Below are 17627 nucleotides of genomic sequence, written 5' to 3'. Positions count from 1 at the left end.
GCTCGCGTGATCGGCCGGACGGCGCTAACGGCCGGTCTTGAGGATGTGCACGAACGTGGACCATTCGCCGGAGGTGAAGACGAGGGGAGGGCTGTCGGGGTTCTTGGAGTCGCGGACGGCGATCGCATCCTCGTCCGCGAGGTTGCTCGCCACCTCGACGCAATGGCCGCCGTTGTCACCTGACCACGATGATTTGCGCCATAACGCCTGACTCAGGTCCATTTGTCTACCGCTTCCTTGATTACCTTGAGCGACAGGGACTGGGGGTATGCCTCCGCCCTGATGGCGTCGTATCGAGCGGTGAGCGAAGCGATCGCGTTTCGATCGCTCATCGTGCGCCCGTCCGGCACCGAATCCACATATACCGTATATGGGGTGCCACGCTGTTCGGCTATAACAAATCCGGCAAGCAGCCCGGGGATAGCCTCGGCGTCGAACGGAACGATCTGGATCGTCACCCGCGGATGCTCCGCCATTTGCAGAAGGTGGAGCATCTGGTCGCGCATCACTTCCTTGCCGCCGATCGGCCTGCGGAGAACGCCCTCGTCCATCAGGCTGAGGATCGACGGCGGATTTTCCTGGGACAGGACGTTCTTGCGCTGCATCCTGCCGAGCACCCGTTCCTCGACCGTTTCCGGCGTGCTGTCGGGCGCGCGGCTGAAGATTCGCCGCGCATATGGCTCGGTCTGGAAGATCCCCGGAACGAGCATCGGGTCCCAGGTTTGAATTGCGGTCGCCCGGCGCTCCTCGAAGGTGAAATCGCGGAAATGGTCGGCGACCGGCGGCGGGGGAGGCCAGCCTTCCAGGTGGAGGCCCTGGAGCACTCCGTCAAGGCCGAAGGCCTGATCACAGCGCTTGGCGAAGTCTTCGCTGGGGGTGCGCTTGAGGTTCTCCACCGCGCCGACGAGGCTGCCGGAGAAGCCGACCCGCCGGCCGAGCTGCCCCTGGGTGAGCCCGGCCAGTACGCGGTGGCGCTGGAGTTCGTAGGCGAAACGGGAACGGGCGGATTCCTCGGGGTTGATTCTAGTCATATGTGGCATTTGAAGCGTCTTCTCCATTTTGAGAGGAATGGCATGGGGTGACGACCGTGCCACGGAGATCGTGGTTCCGGTGTGTAGTCAATCGGATACCCAAGGTAATGGATCGTGCGTACCATGGGAAGGCGCATTTGTTATCCTGTGCGCCACCGCGTCGTGATGTGCCGGGAATGGCGCGCGGCGCCTAAGGGGCGTGCCGGCCCATGACGGCACGGCATGGGCGGCCCTTTCCCGGGCTTTCACCCTCGAACTCATGCCGTTGTGATGCCGGGTGGCCGCCGGTGCCGCGGCGGCCGGTGAAGCCGCCGTCGTCCAGGCCTGCCGCGCTTATCGGACGGCGTGCCGGCGACCGCCGCGCCCCCTATGAATTCGGCCCGCTGAATGTTCTCGCGGCGGGAAACGCCATGGCGTCAGCGGTCGTTCGCGATTCGCGGGAACGCGTGAGAGAACCGTGAGGCGTGCGCGGGCGCCGCGCCGGGTGAGCGCGGTGCCGGCGCCCGCGTGCGCCCGGAGTGGCCGTTCGTCTCGGCGGTGGCCGCGGGGCCCGCCGCGTCCGTATGGGAACGGTGCATACGCGCGGGTGATGCGCGGCCGTGGCGCGTTTGTTCCCCTCGTCGCACGGTTCTTGACTCCGGCCCGTGGATTCCCGGCCGGCGTCGCCCGTGGGCGCCGTTTCGGCCGCGCCGCGACTTCTCGCCGGTCTCTTATAACGAAGTGGCATCGACCGAGGTCAGCGGCTTGTACGGCATCGTATGCCGTGTTCTTCGGCCTGGTCGGGGTGTGAAACGATCACTTAATGGCACCAATGCCGGTGAAATGATGACAGACGGACGTCAGTCAGTAAGGCTCTACAAGCACGTCCCGTTTATGTTCTGGACGTGGGTCCATGGACGCCGAACTGGTCAAGGAGGGACGAGTGTCGGTGGTTCGTTCGGAATCCGGGTTCTCGCCGGACGTCGCGTCGGCCCTGAGTATGGCCGACCGGGGAATTCGCATGCGGATGGGCGACCATCACGCGCTCTTCGACTACTGGCGCTTCGCCATGAGCACCATTTGCAGCGTCGAGGCCTTCTATGTGGGGTTCTACCGGGAGGGACGCAGGATCGTCTATCCGTACACCTACGACGACGCCGTCGCCGTCAAGAGCTACATGCCTCCGGAGGTCTTCGGGTACGGGCCGACCGGGCAGGCCGCGTGGATACTCAAGCACAAGCGCCCTTACACCTTCGCCAGCGACAACGGCATGCTCCTGCACCACGGCGTGGCCTTCGGCGACGAGCAGCGGGTGTCGGCCGACGCCATCACGATCCCGATGTTCGAGACGCGTGACGGCGAGCAGGTGGTGATCGGCCTGGCGTCCATCCAGACCTACAAGAGCCACGCCTACACCGAAGAGCATGTACGGGCCTTCGAGTGGACGGCGCGGTCGGTGGCCACCGTCCTCGCGCGCGAGAGGGAGGACGAGCTGAACCGGGAGGAGCTCGCCGTCCCCGCACCCGGATCGGAGTCCGACCAGCCCACGGTCGTCGAGGTGGTGCAGGACGTCACGGAGATCCTCTCCGAGCTGCACAGCAAGATCTGCGCCCTCGAGGAGGCCATCCCGATGGGCGAGCGCGAGCTGGTGCGGCTGGTCAGGGAGCTGCGGTACCGCTGCGAGCGGGGGCAGACCGAGACGATGGACATCATCGCCCGGCCCTCGGTCCGGGCCCAGAACCTGCTCGACTCGCTGTCGTCCAAGGAGCGCGAGATCGCACTGCTGATCGCCCGGGGAGGCATGACGAACAAGGAGATCGCCGCCAGAATTTTCGTCACCGAATCCACTATCAAAGGGCATGTCTCTCGCATATTGCGCAAGCTCGGTGTCGAGCAGCGGTCCGGTATCGCGGCGAAGCTGGAGCAATTCTTCGACTAGCGTCGTCCGCTTCGGCCGTCCCGGCGCGTCCGAGTCCGCGCGTCCGCGCGACCTCCCCCGATGTGCAGGCGTGTTCTCCCCGGTCGCGGCCGGCCGCACGTTACTTGCGAACGATCTGCGATTCACGTGCGCATGCACGTTCGAGCGCCGCTCTACGCCTTTCTGGTGCCGTTTGAGAGATTTTTCGGGGCGGCCGGCCCTTCGGTTCTCGTCACCGATCGTTTCCGCCTCTTCACCTAGCGAGCTTAGGCAGTACTTAGTACTGCGGCACCGTGCTGGAAAACCCGTCCGGGTGGGTGGCGCTATGGGTGATCGGTGCGGATATCGTCCTTATGTCAAGAGGGAGGGGTTTGTCGGTACCTGGCGGCTCCGGCAGTCGACACGGGGGGAGACGGGTCGACGTCGCCGGTGGTACCGGCACAGGCGAGGAGCAGGCTATGGAGGGGTTGACCATCGCCATCCTCGGGATCACGCTGCTGTCCGGAGTCGTCTATTCGTGGATGAACCGTCTGGGGAACGACGCGCTTCTGTCGCTCGCCGGCGAATTCCCGCTGACTCCGGAGAAGGCCGCTCAGATCGCGATGCAGGCTGGTCTGACATGGCGGGAAAGGGCGACCGGTAGGGCTGTGCCCGTGATGCGCAGTGGGGACGTGCTGAAAATCGAGATCGAATGCAGGGCAGGGGTGATGTCGTTCGAGGTCCGCGAGACGCCGTCGGGCAGCCGGGTCACCGGCCGGGCCGAGGAGGTCACGGTCGTCCGGATGCCGGAGCTGGGAGGGCTCGGCGTGTCGTCGACGAATGTGCTGTACATCAGGGCGGGAATGCCGAGGAATCCGGCGCGGTTGCTCCGGCGGCGCGAGCGGGTGTTCCGCGCGCTCGCGTACGCGGCGTACTGCGACGGCCAGTCCGTCGGCGCCGGTGACCGCGGCCTCAGGGTCGAGGTCGGCCACAGGCGGCGCGACGCGCTGCCGCAGGCCTGACGAGCGCGCAGGTCCTTCCCGTCGCCGGGTGGGCGGCGACGGGGAGGACCTGCGTCCAACGGCCGCGGGGCGGGGGTCAGTCCCGGGCGATGTGGACGTCCACCACCGCGGAACGTCCCGCCTCGACGGCCTCCAGGCCGCGCCGCAGGGCGGGCAGCAGGTCCGCCCGCTCGGTGACGGTCTCACCGTGCGCGTGGCAGGCCCGCGCGACGGCGGCGAAGTCGGGTGGCGCGCTGAAACGCGTCCCCTCGGCATCTCCGCGCGTCGCGGAGATCCCCTCGGGGAACAGCTCGAAGACCGGCAGCCTGCTGGCGCGGTACCCGTCGTTGTTCAGCACGATGGCCATGATGGGCGCGCCCGCCTCGGCCGCCAGGCACAGCGCCGCCGTCGGCACGCCGAACATGAAGCTGCCGTCTCCGACGACGGTCACCACCCGGCGTCCCGGCGAGGCCAGGCTGACGCCGACCGCCCCGCCGAGCCCCCAGCCCAGGCCGGGGGACCCGGTGCCGTACATGGTCGCGGCCTCGGTGCGGTCGAGGTTCTCGTGCAGCGCGCGGGAGTTGGTCACCGATTCCTCGATGACGAGGTCGTCGGCGCGGAGCACCGCGTTCAGCGCGGAGACGACCTCCGGCCCGGTCATCGGCCCCGCGTGGGAGCCGGCGTCGGTGCCGGTGCCGGTGCCGGTGCCGGTGTCGGTGTCGGTGTCGGTGTCGGTGTCGGTGTCGCTCGTCGTGCCGGCGGACGACGGGACGGCCGCGTCCGTCCCGGGCGCGGTGCCGGCGGCGTCCGCCGAGGGAGCAGTGTGACCCATCTCCTCCAGCCGGTCGGCGATCTGGCCCAGCGCCGTGGCGCCGTCGGCGGTCACCGCCACGTCCACGGGGAAGGTCCACATCGGCATGTCGGTCTTGAGCGGGTCGACGTCGATGTGCACGACGGTGGCGTCGTCCCGCGGCTGGGTGAACCTCGGGATCCACGGCACGTCCGCGTCCACGACGATGATCAGATCCGACTCCTCCACGGCGCGCTGGGCCTCCGCCGCCGACAGCAGGTTCATTGGATGCGACGTCGAGATGTTGACGCAGCCGCTCTCGGCGAGGTCGACGACCCGGACCCCGGCGAGGTCGGCCAGGCGCGTGACGGCGTGGAACCCCTCGGCCCGGCGGCCCACTTTCGCCGTGATGAGCAGGGGTCGCTCGGCCCCCGCCACGCGCTCGGCGATCCACCGCACGGTCTCGGCGTCGGCCGCGGGCGGGAGCGGGACGGCATAGCCGGTGGTGCGGCCCAGCTCGGGCGCGGGCGGGTCCATCAGGACGTCCCTGGACACCATGAGGTACGCGGGGCCGGGCACGCCGCCCGTCGCCATCTGCACCGCGCGGCCGATCGCCCTGGCCAGCATGCCGGGACGGGTGATCTCCATGACCCACTTGGCGTACCCGCGGACGACGCCGGCCTGGTCCGCGACGTCCTGCTGCCAGTGGATGGTGTGGGAACGCCCGCCCGGAGCGCCGGGCTCCTCCGCGTACGGCGTCTTGCCGGCGATGACGATCACTCCGGCCCGGTCGCGCAGCATGTTGTGCATCATGGCGCCGAGGTTCTGCGTGCCCACGTCGACATGGACGAACACCGCCTGCGGGCGCCGGGTCACCTGCCAGTGGCCGTGCGCCGCGGCCAGCGCGACCGACTCGAACGAGCAGATGATGACCTTCGGCGTGGGCACGCCCGCCTTGGCCAGCGTGGCGATCGCCTCCTGCAGCGGAGCGGAGTCCGTGCCGGGGTTGAGGAAGAGGTGCTCCACACCGTGCTCGGCGAGCAGCCAGAGCAGGTGCTCGGCGGTGGTCGCCGGCTGGAAGTCGTCCACGCGGTATCTCCTGACATAACTGACATAGAGGTATTTATCGTGTTGATGCTGCGTCGACTGCTGAGCGTAGAAGATCGACGCCCGCGCCGTCTGCCCCCTTCCGGCTCGGGAGACCGGAAGGCGCGGTGCGGCGAGCGCACGGCGGTCCTACCCGCTCATCGCCGTCGTCCCCTTGGCGCTCGTCCTTTTGGTGGTCGTCCCTTGGCGGCGGTGCCGCCGATGTCCGCCCGCGCCGCCGGGTCGGCCGATGTCCGTCCGCGCCGCCGGTCAGCGGGAGGCGTGCCTGCCCTTGCCTCGTCTGTCGGACAGCCGTACGACCACGAACGTCACCACGGCCAGCACGACGGCCGCCAGCACGAACTTCGACAGGATGCCCGCGTAGCTCTCGACCAGCGACCAGCTCTCGCCCAGCTGGTATCCGGCCAGCACGAAGACCGAGTTCCAGATCAGGCTTCCCAGGGTCGTGAGCGTGAGGAAGGTGACAAGCGGCATTCGCTCCACTCCTGCGGGCACCGAGATGAAACTACGGAAGATCGGGATCATTCTTCCGAAGAACACCGTCTTCGCCCCGTGTCTGCCGAACCATGCCTCGGCCTTCTCGATGTCGGCCGTCTTGACCAGCGGGAGGCGTGCGGCGATCGCCACCGTGCGTTCTCGCCCGAGCGCGGCTCCGATGCCGTACAGCGCCAGAGCGCCGATCACCGAGCCGAGCGTGGTCCAGAGCAGCGCGTCGAACAGGCTCATGTCCCCCCTGCTGGCGGTGAATCCGGCGAGCGGCAGGATCACCTCGCTCGGCAGTGGAGGGAACAGGTTCTCCAGCGCGATGGCCAGGCCGGCACCCGGGGCCCCGAGTTGCTCCATCATCCTGGTCGCCCATCCGGCGACCCCGTCAACGGTCGTGTCCATGCCCCACACGCTATGCAAGATCGGGCATCTCGCGGCATGAGGGCTGATATCGGTCCCATGGACGGCATCTCCCGGGCGCATCCTGTGGAAAACCAGGTGTCGAAGCCCCTCTCTCAGGTCTGGTAGAGGAGTTGTCCACAGGGCAGAGGTCGGCCTGCTCATCGCGAAGATCAGGTCATTAGTGTCGGGGACATGACCGAAGAGCCCGGTCGGATGCGGTGGGGGGTGACGGTCACGTTCACCCGATCAGATGGAGTCGGGCTCGATGGAGTCGTGCAGGCGTGACGGTCGCGTCGGGCCGGTCGGATGGAGTGGTGGAGTGGTGATCGCGTGCTACCGGGCCGCTGGGGCGACCGCATGAGCCGGCCGTCCCGCGGTTTCGCGCAGTCGATGCGGCGTTGGCCGGCGATGGGCCTCACCTTGCTCGTGGCGGTCCCCGTCCTGTTGACCACGGTCGTGGGTCCCCACCCCGCCGCAGCCGCGCGGCGATCCGGCGAGCCTCAGGTGGAGGACCGATCCGGCGGGCCTCGCGTGGAGGAGACGGCCTGCCCGGTGCCCGTGCCGTCGGGCACGCGCTGCGGCTTCCTGGTGGTGCCCGAGCGCAGAGACGCGGCCGGCGGTCGGCAGATCCGCGTGATGTACGCCGTTCATCGTTCCACGGCGGCCGACCGCAAGCCCGATCCCGTCGTCTACACCAGCGGCGGTCCCGCTTCGGCCTCGATCCAGCTCACCGGCCGGCTCACCCAGATGGGCCTCGGCCGCGACCGAGATGTCGTCGTTCTGGAGCAGCGCGGCAGCCGCTGGTCCCGGCCGCGCCTCGACTGCCCCGAGATCTCCCGCGCCCTTCTCGACACCCTGAGCACGCCCGGCGGGCCCGCCGATCCGGCGGAACGCCGACGCATGGCCTCCGGCGCCGCGGCGTGTCGTGACCGGCTCACCGGCCAGGGGGTCGACCTGCGCGGCTACGTGACCTCCGAGATCGCCGCCGATGTCGTCGACCTGCGGCACGCGCTCGGCTACGACCGCTGGAACCTGTTCGGGGTCAGCTATTCGACCAGGTCCATGCTGGCCGCGGCTCAGGCCGATCCGCAGGGCACACGGTCGGTCGTCCTCGATTCCTTCCTCCCGCCGCTGACCCGCTGGTACGACGAGGCGGTCCCCGGTCTCGCGGGTTCCCTGAGGTCGCTGGCCCGTCGTTGGCCGGGGCTGCCCGGGCGGTTCGCGGCGATGGTGCGGCGGCTGAACGAGCGGCCGGCGCGGGTCCGCACCACCGACCCGCTCAACGGGCGCGGGCTGATCCTGCGGCTGACCGGGGACGATGTGGCCACGATCCTCGGCGAGGCGATGCACGAGGTGGACGTCCTGCCGGTCGTGCCCGCCCTCGTGGACGCCGTGGCCGGCGGCGACGATCGTCCGTTGCAGGTCCTGGCCGACCAGGCGGGCGGCGGGCTGCTGTCGCACGAGTTCGGCCTCTACTACGCGGTCATGTGCCAGGACGAGGCGCCCTTCAACGGTTTCCCCGATCGGGGAGACCCTCACCTGTTCACGGTCGTGGGCGACAAGGCGGTCTGCGACGCCTGGGGCCTGCCCCCCTCGTCGTCCGCGACCGCCACCCGCGGAGCGTCCCGGCGCGACGTGGCGGGGCCGCGTATGCCGTTGGGCGTGCCGGTGCTGGTGGTGGGCGGCGAGCTCGATCCCGCGACGCCGGCCGCGAAGGCGAGGGCCGCCGCCCAGGCGCTGCCCGGCGCCCGGTTCGTCGAGTTCGCAGGGGTCGGCCATGCCGTCTTCCTGTCGAGCGGGTGCGGGCGCCAGACCATCTCGGCGTTCGTGGCCGACCCTCGGGCGGCGGCGCCCTGCGATCCACGCCAGGCTCCGCATCAGATCCGCCGTCCGGGGGACTTCCACGTGACCCCGGTCGTCTACCGGCTCAGCCGCGGCGCCTGGTGGCTGCTCATCCCGTTCGCGCTGTTCCTCGTGACGTCGGTCGGCCAGCTCGCGGCCGGGTCGCGGGCGCTGGTCCGGCAGAGCGCCGCGGGAAGGGTCTCCTCGGTCGTGGGCCTCACCACGGTCGCGGGCTTCGCGGGGGTCACGTTCACGCTGCTGACCGTGGTCGGCCTCTACGGCGCCGCTGCGTCCAACGAGACCGCGCTCGGCGTCGGAATACCCTCGGCCATCCTGTGGTACGGCACCGTGGCCGCCCTGTCGGCCGCGCTGAGCGTGGCCGCATTGCTCCGCGGCCGATTGCGCTGGCAGACCGCCGCACCGGTCGCCGCCGCGGTCACCCTGCTCCTGTGGTGGTTGCTGTACCTCTGAGCACAGGTGGCGGCGGTGACGGGGCTACGACCGGAGGTGTGGAGCGGTGGAGCGGTGGGGCGGGTCAGGGAAGGGTGAGGATCTCGCTGCCGCTGTCGGTGACGACGATCGTGTGCTCGAACTGGGCCGTGCGCTTGCGGTCCTTGGTGACGGCGGTCCAGCCGTCGGGCCACAGGTCGTACTCGATGGTGCCCAGCGTGAGCATGGGCTCGATGGTGAACGTCATGCCCGGCACCAGCGTGACCGACAGAGACGGGTCGTCGTAGTGGGGGACGATCAGGCCCGAGTGGAAGGAGGTCGAGATGCCGTGCCCGGTGAAGTCGCGCACCACGCCGTAGCCGAAGCGCTTGGCGTACGCCGCGATCACCCGTCCCACGATGTTGAGCTGACGCCCCGGGGCGACCGCCTTGATCGCCCGCATCATCGCCTCGCGCGTCCGCTCTACCAGCAGGCGCGACTCCTCGTCCACCTCGCCGACCAGGTAGGTCGCGTCGGTGTCACCGTGCACGCCGCCGATGTAGGCGGTGATGTCGATGTTGACGATGTCGCCGTCGTTGAGGACGGTGTCGTCGGGGATGCCGTGGCAGATCACCTCGTTGATCGAGGTGCACAGCGACTTGGGGTAGCCGCGGTAGCCGAGCGTCGAAGGGTAGGCGTTGTGGTCGCAGAGGAACTCGTGCCCGATGCGGTCGAGTTCGTCGGTGGTCACGCCGGGGGCGATGTGCCGGCCGACCTCGTCGAGCGCCTGGGCGGCGATGCGCCCGGCGACGCGCATGCGCTCGATCGTCTCGGGCGTCTGCACGTCGGACTCGCCGCGGCGGGGGGTCTTCCGACCGACATACTCCGGGCGCTCGATGTGGGCGGGAACCTTGCGGGTGGGCGAGAGCCGTCCTGGCCGGAGCAGTGTCGTCATGCGGCAAGTCTAGTTCGGCGGCAAGCGGGCAGGATCTGCCTGACAGCGAGCGCGCCGCACGTTCTGCGGGCATTCTGGTAGATCCCGGTGAGGCAAGGAGAGCACATGAGCGCCGACCAGTGGTGGTTCTGCCTGAAGCACTTGGCGGTCGAGCCGGACGACGGTTGTCCGAACAAGGACCGCATGGGTCCCTACGCCACGCGTGACGAGGCGGCGGCGGCGCTGCAGACGGCCGCCGCACGCAACAAGAGCTGGCAGGACGCCGACAAGGACTGGGACGGAGACTAGATCCGGCGAGAGGCGAGGCGTCACCCGATCCGGCAGGAGCGGGACATAGGTCAGATCCGGCGACGGGCGGGACGCAGATCAGATCCGGCGAGGAGCGGGATGTAGATCAAGTCTGGCGGTGAGCGGGATGCAGATCACATCCGGCGGTGAGCGGGATGTGGATCACATCCGGCGATGAGCGGGATGTGGATCAGGTCTGGCGCTTCCAGGGGCGCGTGACCACGAGGCGCCAGATGGTGACGGCGCCGACGCCGCACCAGACGAGGTTGAGCAGGGCCGACGGCCAGGCGAGATGAACGGCGGAGTTGATCATGAGGGCGATCGCTCCGCCGAGGTTGAGCAGCTGGTAGACGAGGCTGTCGCCGGACAACTTCTGCATCGACAGCATGGCGTAGGCGTACAGCAGCACCCCGGCGCCGAGCATGCCGAGAATGTCGATCAGGAGCGGCACAGCCTCATGCCCCAGCGCGGCTCAGGGGCGGCCTGGCGATGAGATGACCGCGGCGCGGGATGGCCGTGTCTTCCGGAGATGTCAGCCGTGGGTTGATCCAGTGCAACTCGGTCCCCTATCCGTGTTCGTGCCGGCGCCTCGCGGTGACACGGTCCCCGCCGGGACGGCGGCGGCGTTTCCCCAGCTCACGCCGCATAACAGGTGTCGTTCGATAGGCTACGCCCGGTTCTGGCCAGCTTTGCTCCGGGCGCGGGCGAAGGATGCGACATGGTTGGGCAGGCTTCAGACGCGAGTGGAACCGCGTCCTCTGCGGAAGTATGTTTCGCCGCCCGATGTCCGCGCCGATCGCGCTTTCTCGGGTGATGTCGGCCCAAAGGGCCCGAGGGCTCAGTCGGGGATGCGGGGACCGGTGATGCGTTCGGCGAGGCGGGCCAGGCGGTCGATCAGCCTGCCGCCCGAACGCTGCCCCTCCCCGGCGGCCATGCTGACCAGATGCTGCGCCGCGTCGAAGGTGAACAGCCCGTCCTGGGACGGCACCGCGAGCGCGTCATGGGCGAGACCTTCGAGTTCGGGGTCGCCGCCGTCCAGCGCGAGGATCGTCGCACCCGTGCGCCGGGCGTCGTCGACGCGTTCGAGCAGCGGCACGGGCGCCTTCTCCTCGGCGACGACGAACAGGGTCTCCCCACGGCGCGCGGCCTCGATGCGGTCGATGCCGACGGCGAGGTGGGGCGGGGCGCCCGGCGGCGGCGACCAGCGCACCAGCGTGGGGGCGAGCTGGGCGAGCCCGGACATGCGCGCCTCGTCGTCGAGGTGGGCGGCCAGGTGCCACGGCTCCACCTGCGGGGTGCCGACCAGCAGCAGCCCTCCGGGCGTGCGGGTAGAGCGGAGAAAGGCTCCGAGATCGCGGGTGCGCTCCACCCAGCGGGTGGTGGAGAGCACCTCCCGGAGGAAGGCCACCGACGCAGCGTCCATGGCCACCATGGTGCATCATCGCCCCTGCCGCCGTCCCGGATAGAAACACCTGGCATGATCGGAAGAATCATGAGCGTAACGAGGAGATCGGCCACATGATGAGCGATGCACCACTGGACGTCAGCGGCCTGTCAGTGGGAATCCTCGGCGGCACGGGGGACCAGGGGAAGGGGCTCGCCCGCCGGTTCGCCGTGGCCGGGCACGACGTCCTGATCGGTTCGCGTGACGCTTCCAGGGCACAGGAGGCCGCCGACAGCCTCGGCGCGGGCCTGCCGATCCGGGGCGCGGACAACGCGAGCGTCGCGACCCGGGCCGACATCGTCATCGTTGCGGTGCCGTGGGACGGGCACCGGTCCATTCTGGAGTCTCTGCGCTCGGAGCTGACCGGCAAGATCGTCGTCGACTGCGTGAACCCGCTGGGGTTCGACAAGCGGGGGGCCTTCGCCCTGGAGGTCGAGGAGGGCAGCGCGGCGCAGCAGGCGGCGGCGGTCCTGCCCGGCAGCCGCGTCGTCGCCGCCTTCCACCATGTGTCGGCCGTGCTGCTGCTCGACCCGGCCGTGGCCGAGATCGACCTGGACGTGCTGGTGCTGGGCGACGACCGCGAGGCGACCGACACCGTGCAGGCGCTGGCGTCGCGGATCCCCGGCGCGCGCGGCGTGTACGGCGGGCGGCTGCGCAACGCCGGGCAGGTCGAGGCGTTCACCGCCAACCTGATCTCCATCAACCGCCGCTACAAGGCCCACGCCGGCCTGCGCATCACCGACGTCTGATCCTCGGCGTCCCATCCGCCCGCGTGCCTCCTCTCCCACTTCCTTGTAGGCGGGTTGCGGACAACGCGCGGGCAGATCTGACAAATGGTGCTATTTCCGGTCATTCTTGACAGCATGAGCTTCTTGCACCCGGATACCCGCGCCGTCCACCTGCCCAACCCGCCGCTGAACGGCAGCACGCCGATCGCGGTGCCGCTGTACCAGACCTCCGGGTTCGTCTTCGACGATCCGGCCGTCTTCGCCGACGGCATGGGCCGTCCCGACGGCGCCTTCGTCTACGGGCGGCTGAGCAATCCCACCGTGCGCGCCTTGGAGGAGGCCGTCGCGGGCCTGGAGGGCGGCGTCGGCGCCGTGGCCGCGGGCTCCGGCATGGGATCGATCAATGCCACGCTGTTCGCGCTGGTCCAGCCCGGTGACCATGTGATCGCCCAGACGGCGTTGTACGGCGGCACCGCCGCCTCGTTCGCCGATCTGGAGAGCCGGTTCGGCGTCTCGGTGACCTACGTCCCGCAGGACGACCCGGCGGCCGCGCGCGCGGCGATACGTCCGGAGACCAAGCTGCTGTACCTGGAGACCATCGCCAACCCGATGACCCAGGTGGCCGACCTGCCCGGCATGTGCGCCATCGCCCGCGAGGCCGGGCTGATCACGGTGGTGGACAACACCTTCGCCTCACCCGTTCTGTGCCGGCCGCTGGAGCACGGCGCCGATATCGTCGTCCACTCCATGACGAAGTACTTGAGCGGGCACAGCGATGTGCTGGGCGGAATCGCGGTCTTCGCCGACGACGCGCTCTACCGGAAGGTCTGGTCGTACGCGACCAAGCTCGGCGCGACCCTCGACCCCTTCGCCGCCTGGCTGACGCTGCGCGGCATGCAGACCCTCCCGCTGCGCATGGCGCGCCACTGCGCCAACACCCGGCTGCTCGCGACCCGGCTGGCCGAGCACCCGGCCGTCGACGCCGTCCACTGGCCGGGGCTGTCCTCGCACCCGTCGTACGAGCTGGCGGCCAAGCTGCTGCCCGACTTCGGAGGCGTGTTCTCCTTCGACCTGACCGGTGGCCGCGCCGCGGGCGAGAGGTTCATGAGCTCGGTACGGCTGGCGCTGCTCGCCCCATCGCTCGGCGGCGTCGAGACGCTGATCCTGCATCCGGCCACCACGTCGCACCGCACGCTGACCGCGGAGGAACTGGAGCGGTCGGGGATCAGCGAGGGCACGGTACGGGTGGCGGTCGGCATCGAGCACCCCGAGGACCTGTGGGCCGACTTCCTCCAGGCCCTCGAAGCCTGATGCGATGACCAGAGTTGACCAGAGTTGACCAGAGTTGATCAGAAAGATGCACCGAGTCCCCGCCGTAGAACGGCGCCGATCTCCGCCGCCCACCGCCCCACCGCCCCGGTGCCGATGGGGACCTCATCCCCAGGGCGGGAGCGAGCGCGTAGACGAAGTCAAGCGGCCACCGCGCAAGGGATCACGGCGACCATGTACCTGCAGCAGGCGCCGTCCTGGACTTTCACCGTCGGCCGTCCCGCCGGCCGGACGCCGATGGGATGCCCCCATCGGAGGGACGGGAGGAAGCGCACGCGGCGAAGATGAGCGGTCACCGCGCTGGGACGCGCCGGCTCTGTGGTGCGGGCGCGGGCGGCGGGACCGTGCCCGGCCGGATCGGCCGGGCACGGGTGAACCGGATTCGAGTGCACCGGATCCGCGTCCCCCGAATCCGGGGGAGCCGGATTCGGGGGAGCCGGTATGGGGTGGCAGGGGTCAGCGGTAGCTGTGCTCGGGGGCTGGGAAGGCTCCGGAGACCACCTCGTCGGCGAACGCGCGGACCGCGTGGTCCATCTCGCCGGCCAGGTCGAAGTACTTCTTCACGAACTTCGCCGGCTGCGGGGTGAGACCCATGAGGTCCTGCCAGACGAGCACCTGGGCGTCGCACGACGGGCCCGCGCCGATGCCGATGGTCGGGATCGACAGGGCCGCGGTCACCCGCGCGGCCAGGTCGGTCGGCACGCATTCGAGCACGACGGCGAAGGCGCCCGCGTGCTCCAGAGCCTTGGCGTCGGCCATGAGCTGCTCGCCGGACTCGCCGCGGCCCTGCACGCGGTACCCGCCGAACACGTTGACCGACTGCGGGGTCAGGCCGAGGTGGCCCATCACCGGGATGCCGGCCGAGACGAGCGTCTCGACCTGGGGGAGCACCCGGCGGCCGCCCTCCAGCTTGACCGCGTGGGCGCCGGCCTCCTTGAGGAACCGCGCCGCGGACTCCAGGGCCTGCTGCGGAGATGACTGGTAGGAGCCGAAGGGCAGGTCGGCGACCACCATCGCCCGCGAGGAACCGCGGACGACCGCCGCCGTGAGCGGGATCAGATCGTCGACGGAGACGGGGAGCGTCGAGTCGTAGCCGTAGACCACCATCGCGGCGGAGTCGCCCACCAGCATGACGGGGATGCCGGCTTCGTCGAAGACCTTGGCGGTCATAGCGTCGTAGGCGGTGACCATCGGCCACTTCTCGCCGCGCTCCTTGGCGGCCGAGATGTCGCGGACGGTGACCCTGCGCCCAGCTTGGCCGCCGTAGAGCGCGGTCGGCGAGCTGGCAATACGTGACGTAGAGGACATCGTTGATCCCTCCAAGCCTCGAGGCGCCCTTGTGGCGTCCCCGGACGGTCAGATCATCGCACGTCTGACCACGGTGGCAACACCCGGAGCCCCCCTCCTCATCCCCGTGCGATCCCCGCACCTCCCGGCGCCTACCCGTACTCGGGAAGATCACCCATACCCGTCCGGGGAAGGCCTCGTCCGGTGCATCGGGCCCGCCCGGGCGGGGGAGACGGGGCCACACGTCGGGCGGGGGAGATGTGAGCTACGCCGTGTTGTGAACCGTTGCGAACCGTCGCTGACGGTCGTTGATTATCGAAACGGGACGGTTGCGTATCGAATATCGAAGCGCTACGGTGGCGTTGCGAAACTAAATCGTATCGTAATCGCCCACACGGGGCGATCCCTGGGGGAAGAAGTGGAACAAACGACAGGACATCCACGCCGATGGCAGATCCTCGGCGTGATGATGTTCAGCCTGCTCGCGATCGTTCTCGACAACACGATCCTCAACGTCGCGCTCAAGGTCATCTCCGACCCCGTGGCGGGGCTCGGCGCGACGCAGAGCGAGCTTGAGTGGGCGATCAACTCCTACACGCTGGTCTTCGCCGGTCTGCTGTTCACGTTCGGCGTGCTGGGCGACCGGTTCGGACGCAAGCGCATGCTTCAGGTGGGCATGGTGCTGTTCGGCCTGGCGTCCCTGGCCAGCGCCTACGCGCAGGACCCGACGCAGCTCATCTTCGCGCGGGCCGCGATGGGCCTCGGCGGCGCCGCCGTCATGCCGGCCACGCTCGCGATCATCGCTGACGTCTTCGCGCCGCGGGAGCGCGCCAAGGCGATCGGCATCTGGGCGGGCGGCGTCGGCCTGGCCGTCGCCATCGGCCCGATCACCGGTGGTCTGCTGCTCGAGCACTTCTGGTGGGGTTCGGTGTTCCTCATCAACGTGCCGGTCGTGCTCGTCAGCTCCGTGCTGATCTTCCTGTTGGTGCCGGAGTCGCGAAACCCGGACAAGGCCCAGCTCGACCCGGTCGGCGTGCTGCTGTCGATCGTCGGCCTGGTCGGCGTCGTCTACGGCATCATCAAGGGCGGCGAACTCGGCACCGTCGCCGACCCCGAGGTGTGGGCGCCCGGTCTCGCCGGCATCGCGGTGCTCGCGGCCTTCGTCTGGCACGAGCGCAGGACGGCTCATCCGGCCTTCGACGTGCGCTACTTCGCCATCCCGAGGTTCTCCACGGCCGTCGCCAGCGTCGGCCTGGTGTTCTTCGCGATGATGGGCGTGATGTTCTTCCTGGCGTTCTACCTGCAGATCGTCAAGGGGTACAGCCCGTTGCAGGCGGGCGCCCTCGTGCTTCCGTTCGCGGCGGCGCAGCTCATCTTCTCGCCGCTCAGCGCCCAGATGGTCCGCAGGTTCGGAGGCAAGGTCGTCGCCACCGTCAGCATGCTCGTCGTGGCGGGCACGCTGGCCTGCTACGCGCTGCTGCAGGTCGACACCCCGATCTGGCTCTTCGAAGTGCTGGGCTTCGTCCAGGGAGCGGCCATGGCCAACATCAACCCGCCGGCCACCGAGGCGGTCATGTCCTCCCTCCCCAGGGAGAAGGCCGGCGTCGGCTCGGCGATGACCAACACGATCCGGCAGGTGGGCGGCGCGCTCGGCGTCGCCATCCTCGGCTCGCTGCTGTCGGCCAGCTACCGGGACAACATGGCCGGGACGCTGTCGGTCCTGCCGGATAACGTCCGGCACGCGGCCGGTGAGTCGATCACGGCGACCCTGGGCGTCGCCCAGTCGCTCGGCCCCAAGGGAGCCGCCCTCGTCGAACCGGCAAAGGAGGCCTTCGTCGGGGGCATGCACGTCGCCGCGATCTCCGGCGCGGTCGTCGCCCTCATCGGCGCCGCGGTGGTGGCCAAGTGGCTACCCGGGAAGAACGCGGGCATCACCCCAGTGGAGCGATCGGAAAGCAAGGAACCGGCAGTAGTGTGATCTGACCATGGTGACTGAGCAGACGGGGACGGTACGCACGCCGGGCCGTCCCCGCAGCGAGAAGGCCGAGAAGGCGATCATCGATGCCGCCATCGACATGATCGGTGAGGGCACCGGTATCGCCGAGCTGTCCATCGAGGCGATCGCCGGACGGGCGGGGGTCGGGAAGACCACCATCTACCGGCGCTGGGCCAACAAGGAAGAGCTCGTCGTCGACGCGCTCGCCAGCCTGAAGGCTCCGATACCCGAGCTACCGGGCCGGTCCGTGCGTGATGACGTCATCCGGTTCTTGTCGGTGATGCAGCAAGAGAGTCACCATCCGCGCACCCGTTGCATCATGAAGATCGCGCTGAGCGAGTCCGACCGCTTCCCTCACCTGACCGAACGTTTCCGCGAGATCGTGGTGCGCCCCAGGCGGGAGGCCCTGCGGTCGGTCATCCGGCGGGGCGTGGCCTCCGGCGAACTGCGCTCCGACGTGGACGTCGAAGTGGCGATCGCGGCGCTCACCGGCGCGATGATGTTCTTCACCAAGTGGCGTGACGGTGACGACGACCTCCCGGCCGACCTGGCCGAACGCATCACCGACCACGTCCTCACCGGCCTACGCCCCGACAACCGCACCCCCTGATCCGGACCTCCTGTAGTGGTGGGTGG

At 69.4% G+C, this 17627-nt stretch carries 16 protein-coding genes; 8 read left to right on the top strand and 8 right to left on the bottom strand.

From position 1 onward, the window contains the following. Positions 1 to 24: 24 nt before the first annotated feature. Both ACZ6QO_RS15120 and ACZ6QO_RS15115 read right to left on the bottom strand, forming a co-directional pair. Positions 25 to 222: a DUF397 domain-containing protein gene (locus tag ACZ6QO_RS15120; protein ID WP_465851029.1), complete on the bottom strand. Its 198-nt coding sequence runs from the start codon at positions 220 to 222 to the stop codon at positions 25 to 27. Then, positions 213 to 1031 (bottom strand): helix-turn-helix domain-containing protein, encoded by an 819-nt coding sequence (locus tag ACZ6QO_RS15115; RefSeq protein ID WP_465851027.1) that lies wholly within the window; start codon positions 1029 to 1031, stop codon positions 213 to 215. The genes ACZ6QO_RS15120 and ACZ6QO_RS15115 overlap by 10 nt, the downstream gene beginning before the upstream one ends. 922 nt (positions 1032 to 1953) lie before the next feature. Here ACZ6QO_RS15115 and ACZ6QO_RS15110 point away from each other — a divergent pair. Together ACZ6QO_RS15110 and ACZ6QO_RS15105 are read left to right on the top strand one after the other, a co-directional pair. Further along, positions 1954 to 2949, top strand: a complete 996-nt coding sequence (locus tag ACZ6QO_RS15110; protein ID WP_465851026.1) for a LuxR C-terminal-related transcriptional regulator — start codon at positions 1954 to 1956, stop codon at positions 2947 to 2949. A 437-nt stretch (positions 2950 to 3386) separates the two neighbouring features. After that, the gene (locus ACZ6QO_RS15105; protein ID WP_465851024.1) at positions 3387 to 3929 is read left to right on the top strand and encodes a hypothetical protein; all 543 of its coding nucleotides are present in this window, start codon (positions 3387 to 3389) and stop codon (positions 3927 to 3929) included. A 76-nt stretch (positions 3930 to 4005) separates the two neighbouring features. Here the strand turns inward: ACZ6QO_RS15105 and ACZ6QO_RS15100 are convergent, their stop codons facing one another. Next, a complete protein-coding gene (locus ACZ6QO_RS15100; RefSeq protein ID WP_465851023.1) occupies positions 4006 to 5787 on the bottom strand; it encodes a thiamine pyrophosphate-requiring protein in 1782 nt (593 codons plus the stop codon). Positions 5788 to 6054: 267 nt separating this feature from the next. Continuing rightward, entirely contained in the window at positions 6055 to 6693 is a 639-nt protein-coding gene (locus ACZ6QO_RS15095) for a DedA family protein (protein ID WP_465851021.1), read from the bottom strand. 504 nt (positions 6694 to 7197) lie between these two features. Here ACZ6QO_RS15095 and ACZ6QO_RS15090 point away from each other — a divergent pair. Next, positions 7198 to 9006 carry an alpha/beta fold hydrolase gene (locus ACZ6QO_RS15090; protein ID WP_465851020.1) on the top strand — a complete coding sequence of 603 codons (1809 nt, stop codon included), beginning with the start codon at positions 7198 to 7200 and terminating at the stop codon, positions 9004 to 9006. 64 nt (positions 9007 to 9070) lie between these two features. Here the strand turns inward: ACZ6QO_RS15090 and map are convergent, their stop codons facing one another. Then, the gene (gene map / locus ACZ6QO_RS15085; RefSeq protein WP_465851018.1) at positions 9071 to 9919 is read right to left on the bottom strand and encodes a type I methionyl aminopeptidase; all 849 of its coding nucleotides are present in this window, start codon (positions 9917 to 9919) and stop codon (positions 9071 to 9073) included. A gap of 105 nt (positions 9920 to 10024) precedes the next feature. On the opposite strand from map, the gene ACZ6QO_RS15080 reads away from it, so the two are divergent. Next, a complete protein-coding gene (locus tag ACZ6QO_RS15080; protein ID WP_465851016.1) occupies positions 10025 to 10207 on the top strand; it encodes a hypothetical protein in 183 nt (60 codons plus the stop codon). Positions 10208 to 10397: 190 nt separating this feature from the next. On the opposite strand, the gene ACZ6QO_RS15075 is transcribed toward ACZ6QO_RS15080, so the two are convergent. Continuing rightward, on the bottom strand, positions 10398 to 10658 hold the full coding sequence (locus tag ACZ6QO_RS15075) for a CBU_0592 family membrane protein (RefSeq protein ID WP_465851014.1): 261 nt from the start codon (positions 10656 to 10658) through the stop codon (positions 10398 to 10400). Between the two features lie 387 nt (positions 10659 to 11045). After that, positions 11046 to 11630, bottom strand: a complete 585-nt coding sequence (locus ACZ6QO_RS15070) for a hypothetical protein (RefSeq protein ID WP_465851012.1) — start codon at positions 11628 to 11630, stop codon at positions 11046 to 11048. 98 nt (positions 11631 to 11728) lie between these two features. On the opposite strand from ACZ6QO_RS15070, the gene npdG reads away from it, so the two are divergent. Both npdG and ACZ6QO_RS15060 read left to right on the top strand, forming a co-directional pair. After that, the gene (npdG, locus tag ACZ6QO_RS15065) at positions 11729 to 12400 is read left to right on the top strand and encodes an NADPH-dependent F420 reductase (RefSeq protein WP_465851141.1); all 672 of its coding nucleotides are present in this window, start codon (positions 11729 to 11731) and stop codon (positions 12398 to 12400) included. A 114-nt stretch (positions 12401 to 12514) separates the two neighbouring features. Next, a complete protein-coding gene (locus ACZ6QO_RS15060) occupies positions 12515 to 13690 on the top strand; it encodes a trans-sulfuration enzyme family protein (protein ID WP_465851010.1) in 1176 nt (391 codons plus the stop codon). A gap of 474 nt (positions 13691 to 14164) precedes the next feature. Here the strand turns inward: ACZ6QO_RS15060 and panB are convergent, their stop codons facing one another. Then, a complete protein-coding gene (gene panB / locus ACZ6QO_RS15055) occupies positions 14165 to 15016 on the bottom strand; it encodes a 3-methyl-2-oxobutanoate hydroxymethyltransferase (RefSeq protein WP_465851008.1) in 852 nt (283 codons plus the stop codon). A gap of 445 nt (positions 15017 to 15461) precedes the next feature. Here panB and ACZ6QO_RS15050 point away from each other — a divergent pair, with 445 nt between their 5' ends. Together ACZ6QO_RS15050 and ACZ6QO_RS15045 are read left to right on the top strand one after the other, a co-directional pair. Further along, positions 15462 to 16973 (top strand): MFS transporter, encoded by a 1512-nt coding sequence (locus ACZ6QO_RS15050; RefSeq protein WP_465851006.1) that lies wholly within the window; start codon positions 15462 to 15464, stop codon positions 16971 to 16973. A gap of 7 nt (positions 16974 to 16980) precedes the next feature. After that, positions 16981 to 17601 (top strand): TetR/AcrR family transcriptional regulator, encoded by a 621-nt coding sequence (locus ACZ6QO_RS15045; protein ID WP_465851005.1) that lies wholly within the window; start codon positions 16981 to 16983, stop codon positions 17599 to 17601. Positions 17602 to 17627 lie beyond the last annotated feature (26 nt).

Source organism: Sphaerisporangium sp. NPDC049457 (genome assembly GCF_055586705.1).
Note: the sequence above shows the minus strand (reverse complement) of the source record. Positions and strands in the feature narration are given on the sequence as shown.

Excerpts from the sequence above, each read along its gene's own strand:
- ACZ6QO_RS15105 (WP_465851024.1), top strand. The coding sequence starts at position 3,387 with ATGGAGGGGTTGACCATCGCCATCCTCGGGATCACGCTGCTGTCCGGA.
- ACZ6QO_RS15045 (WP_465851005.1), top strand. The coding sequence starts at position 16,981 with ATGGTGACTGAGCAGACGGGGACGGTACGCACGCCGGGCCGTCCCCGC.
- panB (WP_465851008.1), bottom strand. The coding sequence starts at position 15,016 with ATGTCCTCTACGTCACGTATTGCCAGCTCGCCGACCGCGCTCTACGGC.
- ACZ6QO_RS15070 (WP_465851012.1), bottom strand. The coding sequence starts at position 11,630 with ATGGACGCTGCGTCGGTGGCCTTCCTCCGGGAGGTGCTCTCCACCACC.
- ACZ6QO_RS15060 (WP_465851010.1), top strand. The coding sequence starts at position 12,515 with ATGAGCTTCTTGCACCCGGATACCCGCGCCGTCCACCTGCCCAACCCG.
- map (WP_465851018.1), bottom strand. The coding sequence starts at position 9,919 with ATGACGACACTGCTCCGGCCAGGACGGCTCTCGCCCACCCGCAAGGTT.
- ACZ6QO_RS15080 (WP_465851016.1), top strand. The coding sequence starts at position 10,025 with ATGAGCGCCGACCAGTGGTGGTTCTGCCTGAAGCACTTGGCGGTCGAG.
- ACZ6QO_RS15120 (WP_465851029.1), bottom strand. The coding sequence starts at position 222 with ATGGACCTGAGTCAGGCGTTATGGCGCAAATCATCGTGGTCAGGTGAC.
- ACZ6QO_RS15050 (WP_465851006.1), top strand. The coding sequence starts at position 15,462 with ATGATGTTCAGCCTGCTCGCGATCGTTCTCGACAACACGATCCTCAAC.
- npdG (WP_465851141.1), top strand. The coding sequence starts at position 11,729 with ATGAGCGATGCACCACTGGACGTCAGCGGCCTGTCAGTGGGAATCCTC.
- ACZ6QO_RS15095 (WP_465851021.1), bottom strand. The coding sequence starts at position 6,693 with ATGGACACGACCGTTGACGGGGTCGCCGGATGGGCGACCAGGATGATG.
- ACZ6QO_RS15115 (WP_465851027.1), bottom strand. The coding sequence starts at position 1,031 with ATGACTAGAATCAACCCCGAGGAATCCGCCCGTTCCCGTTTCGCCTAC.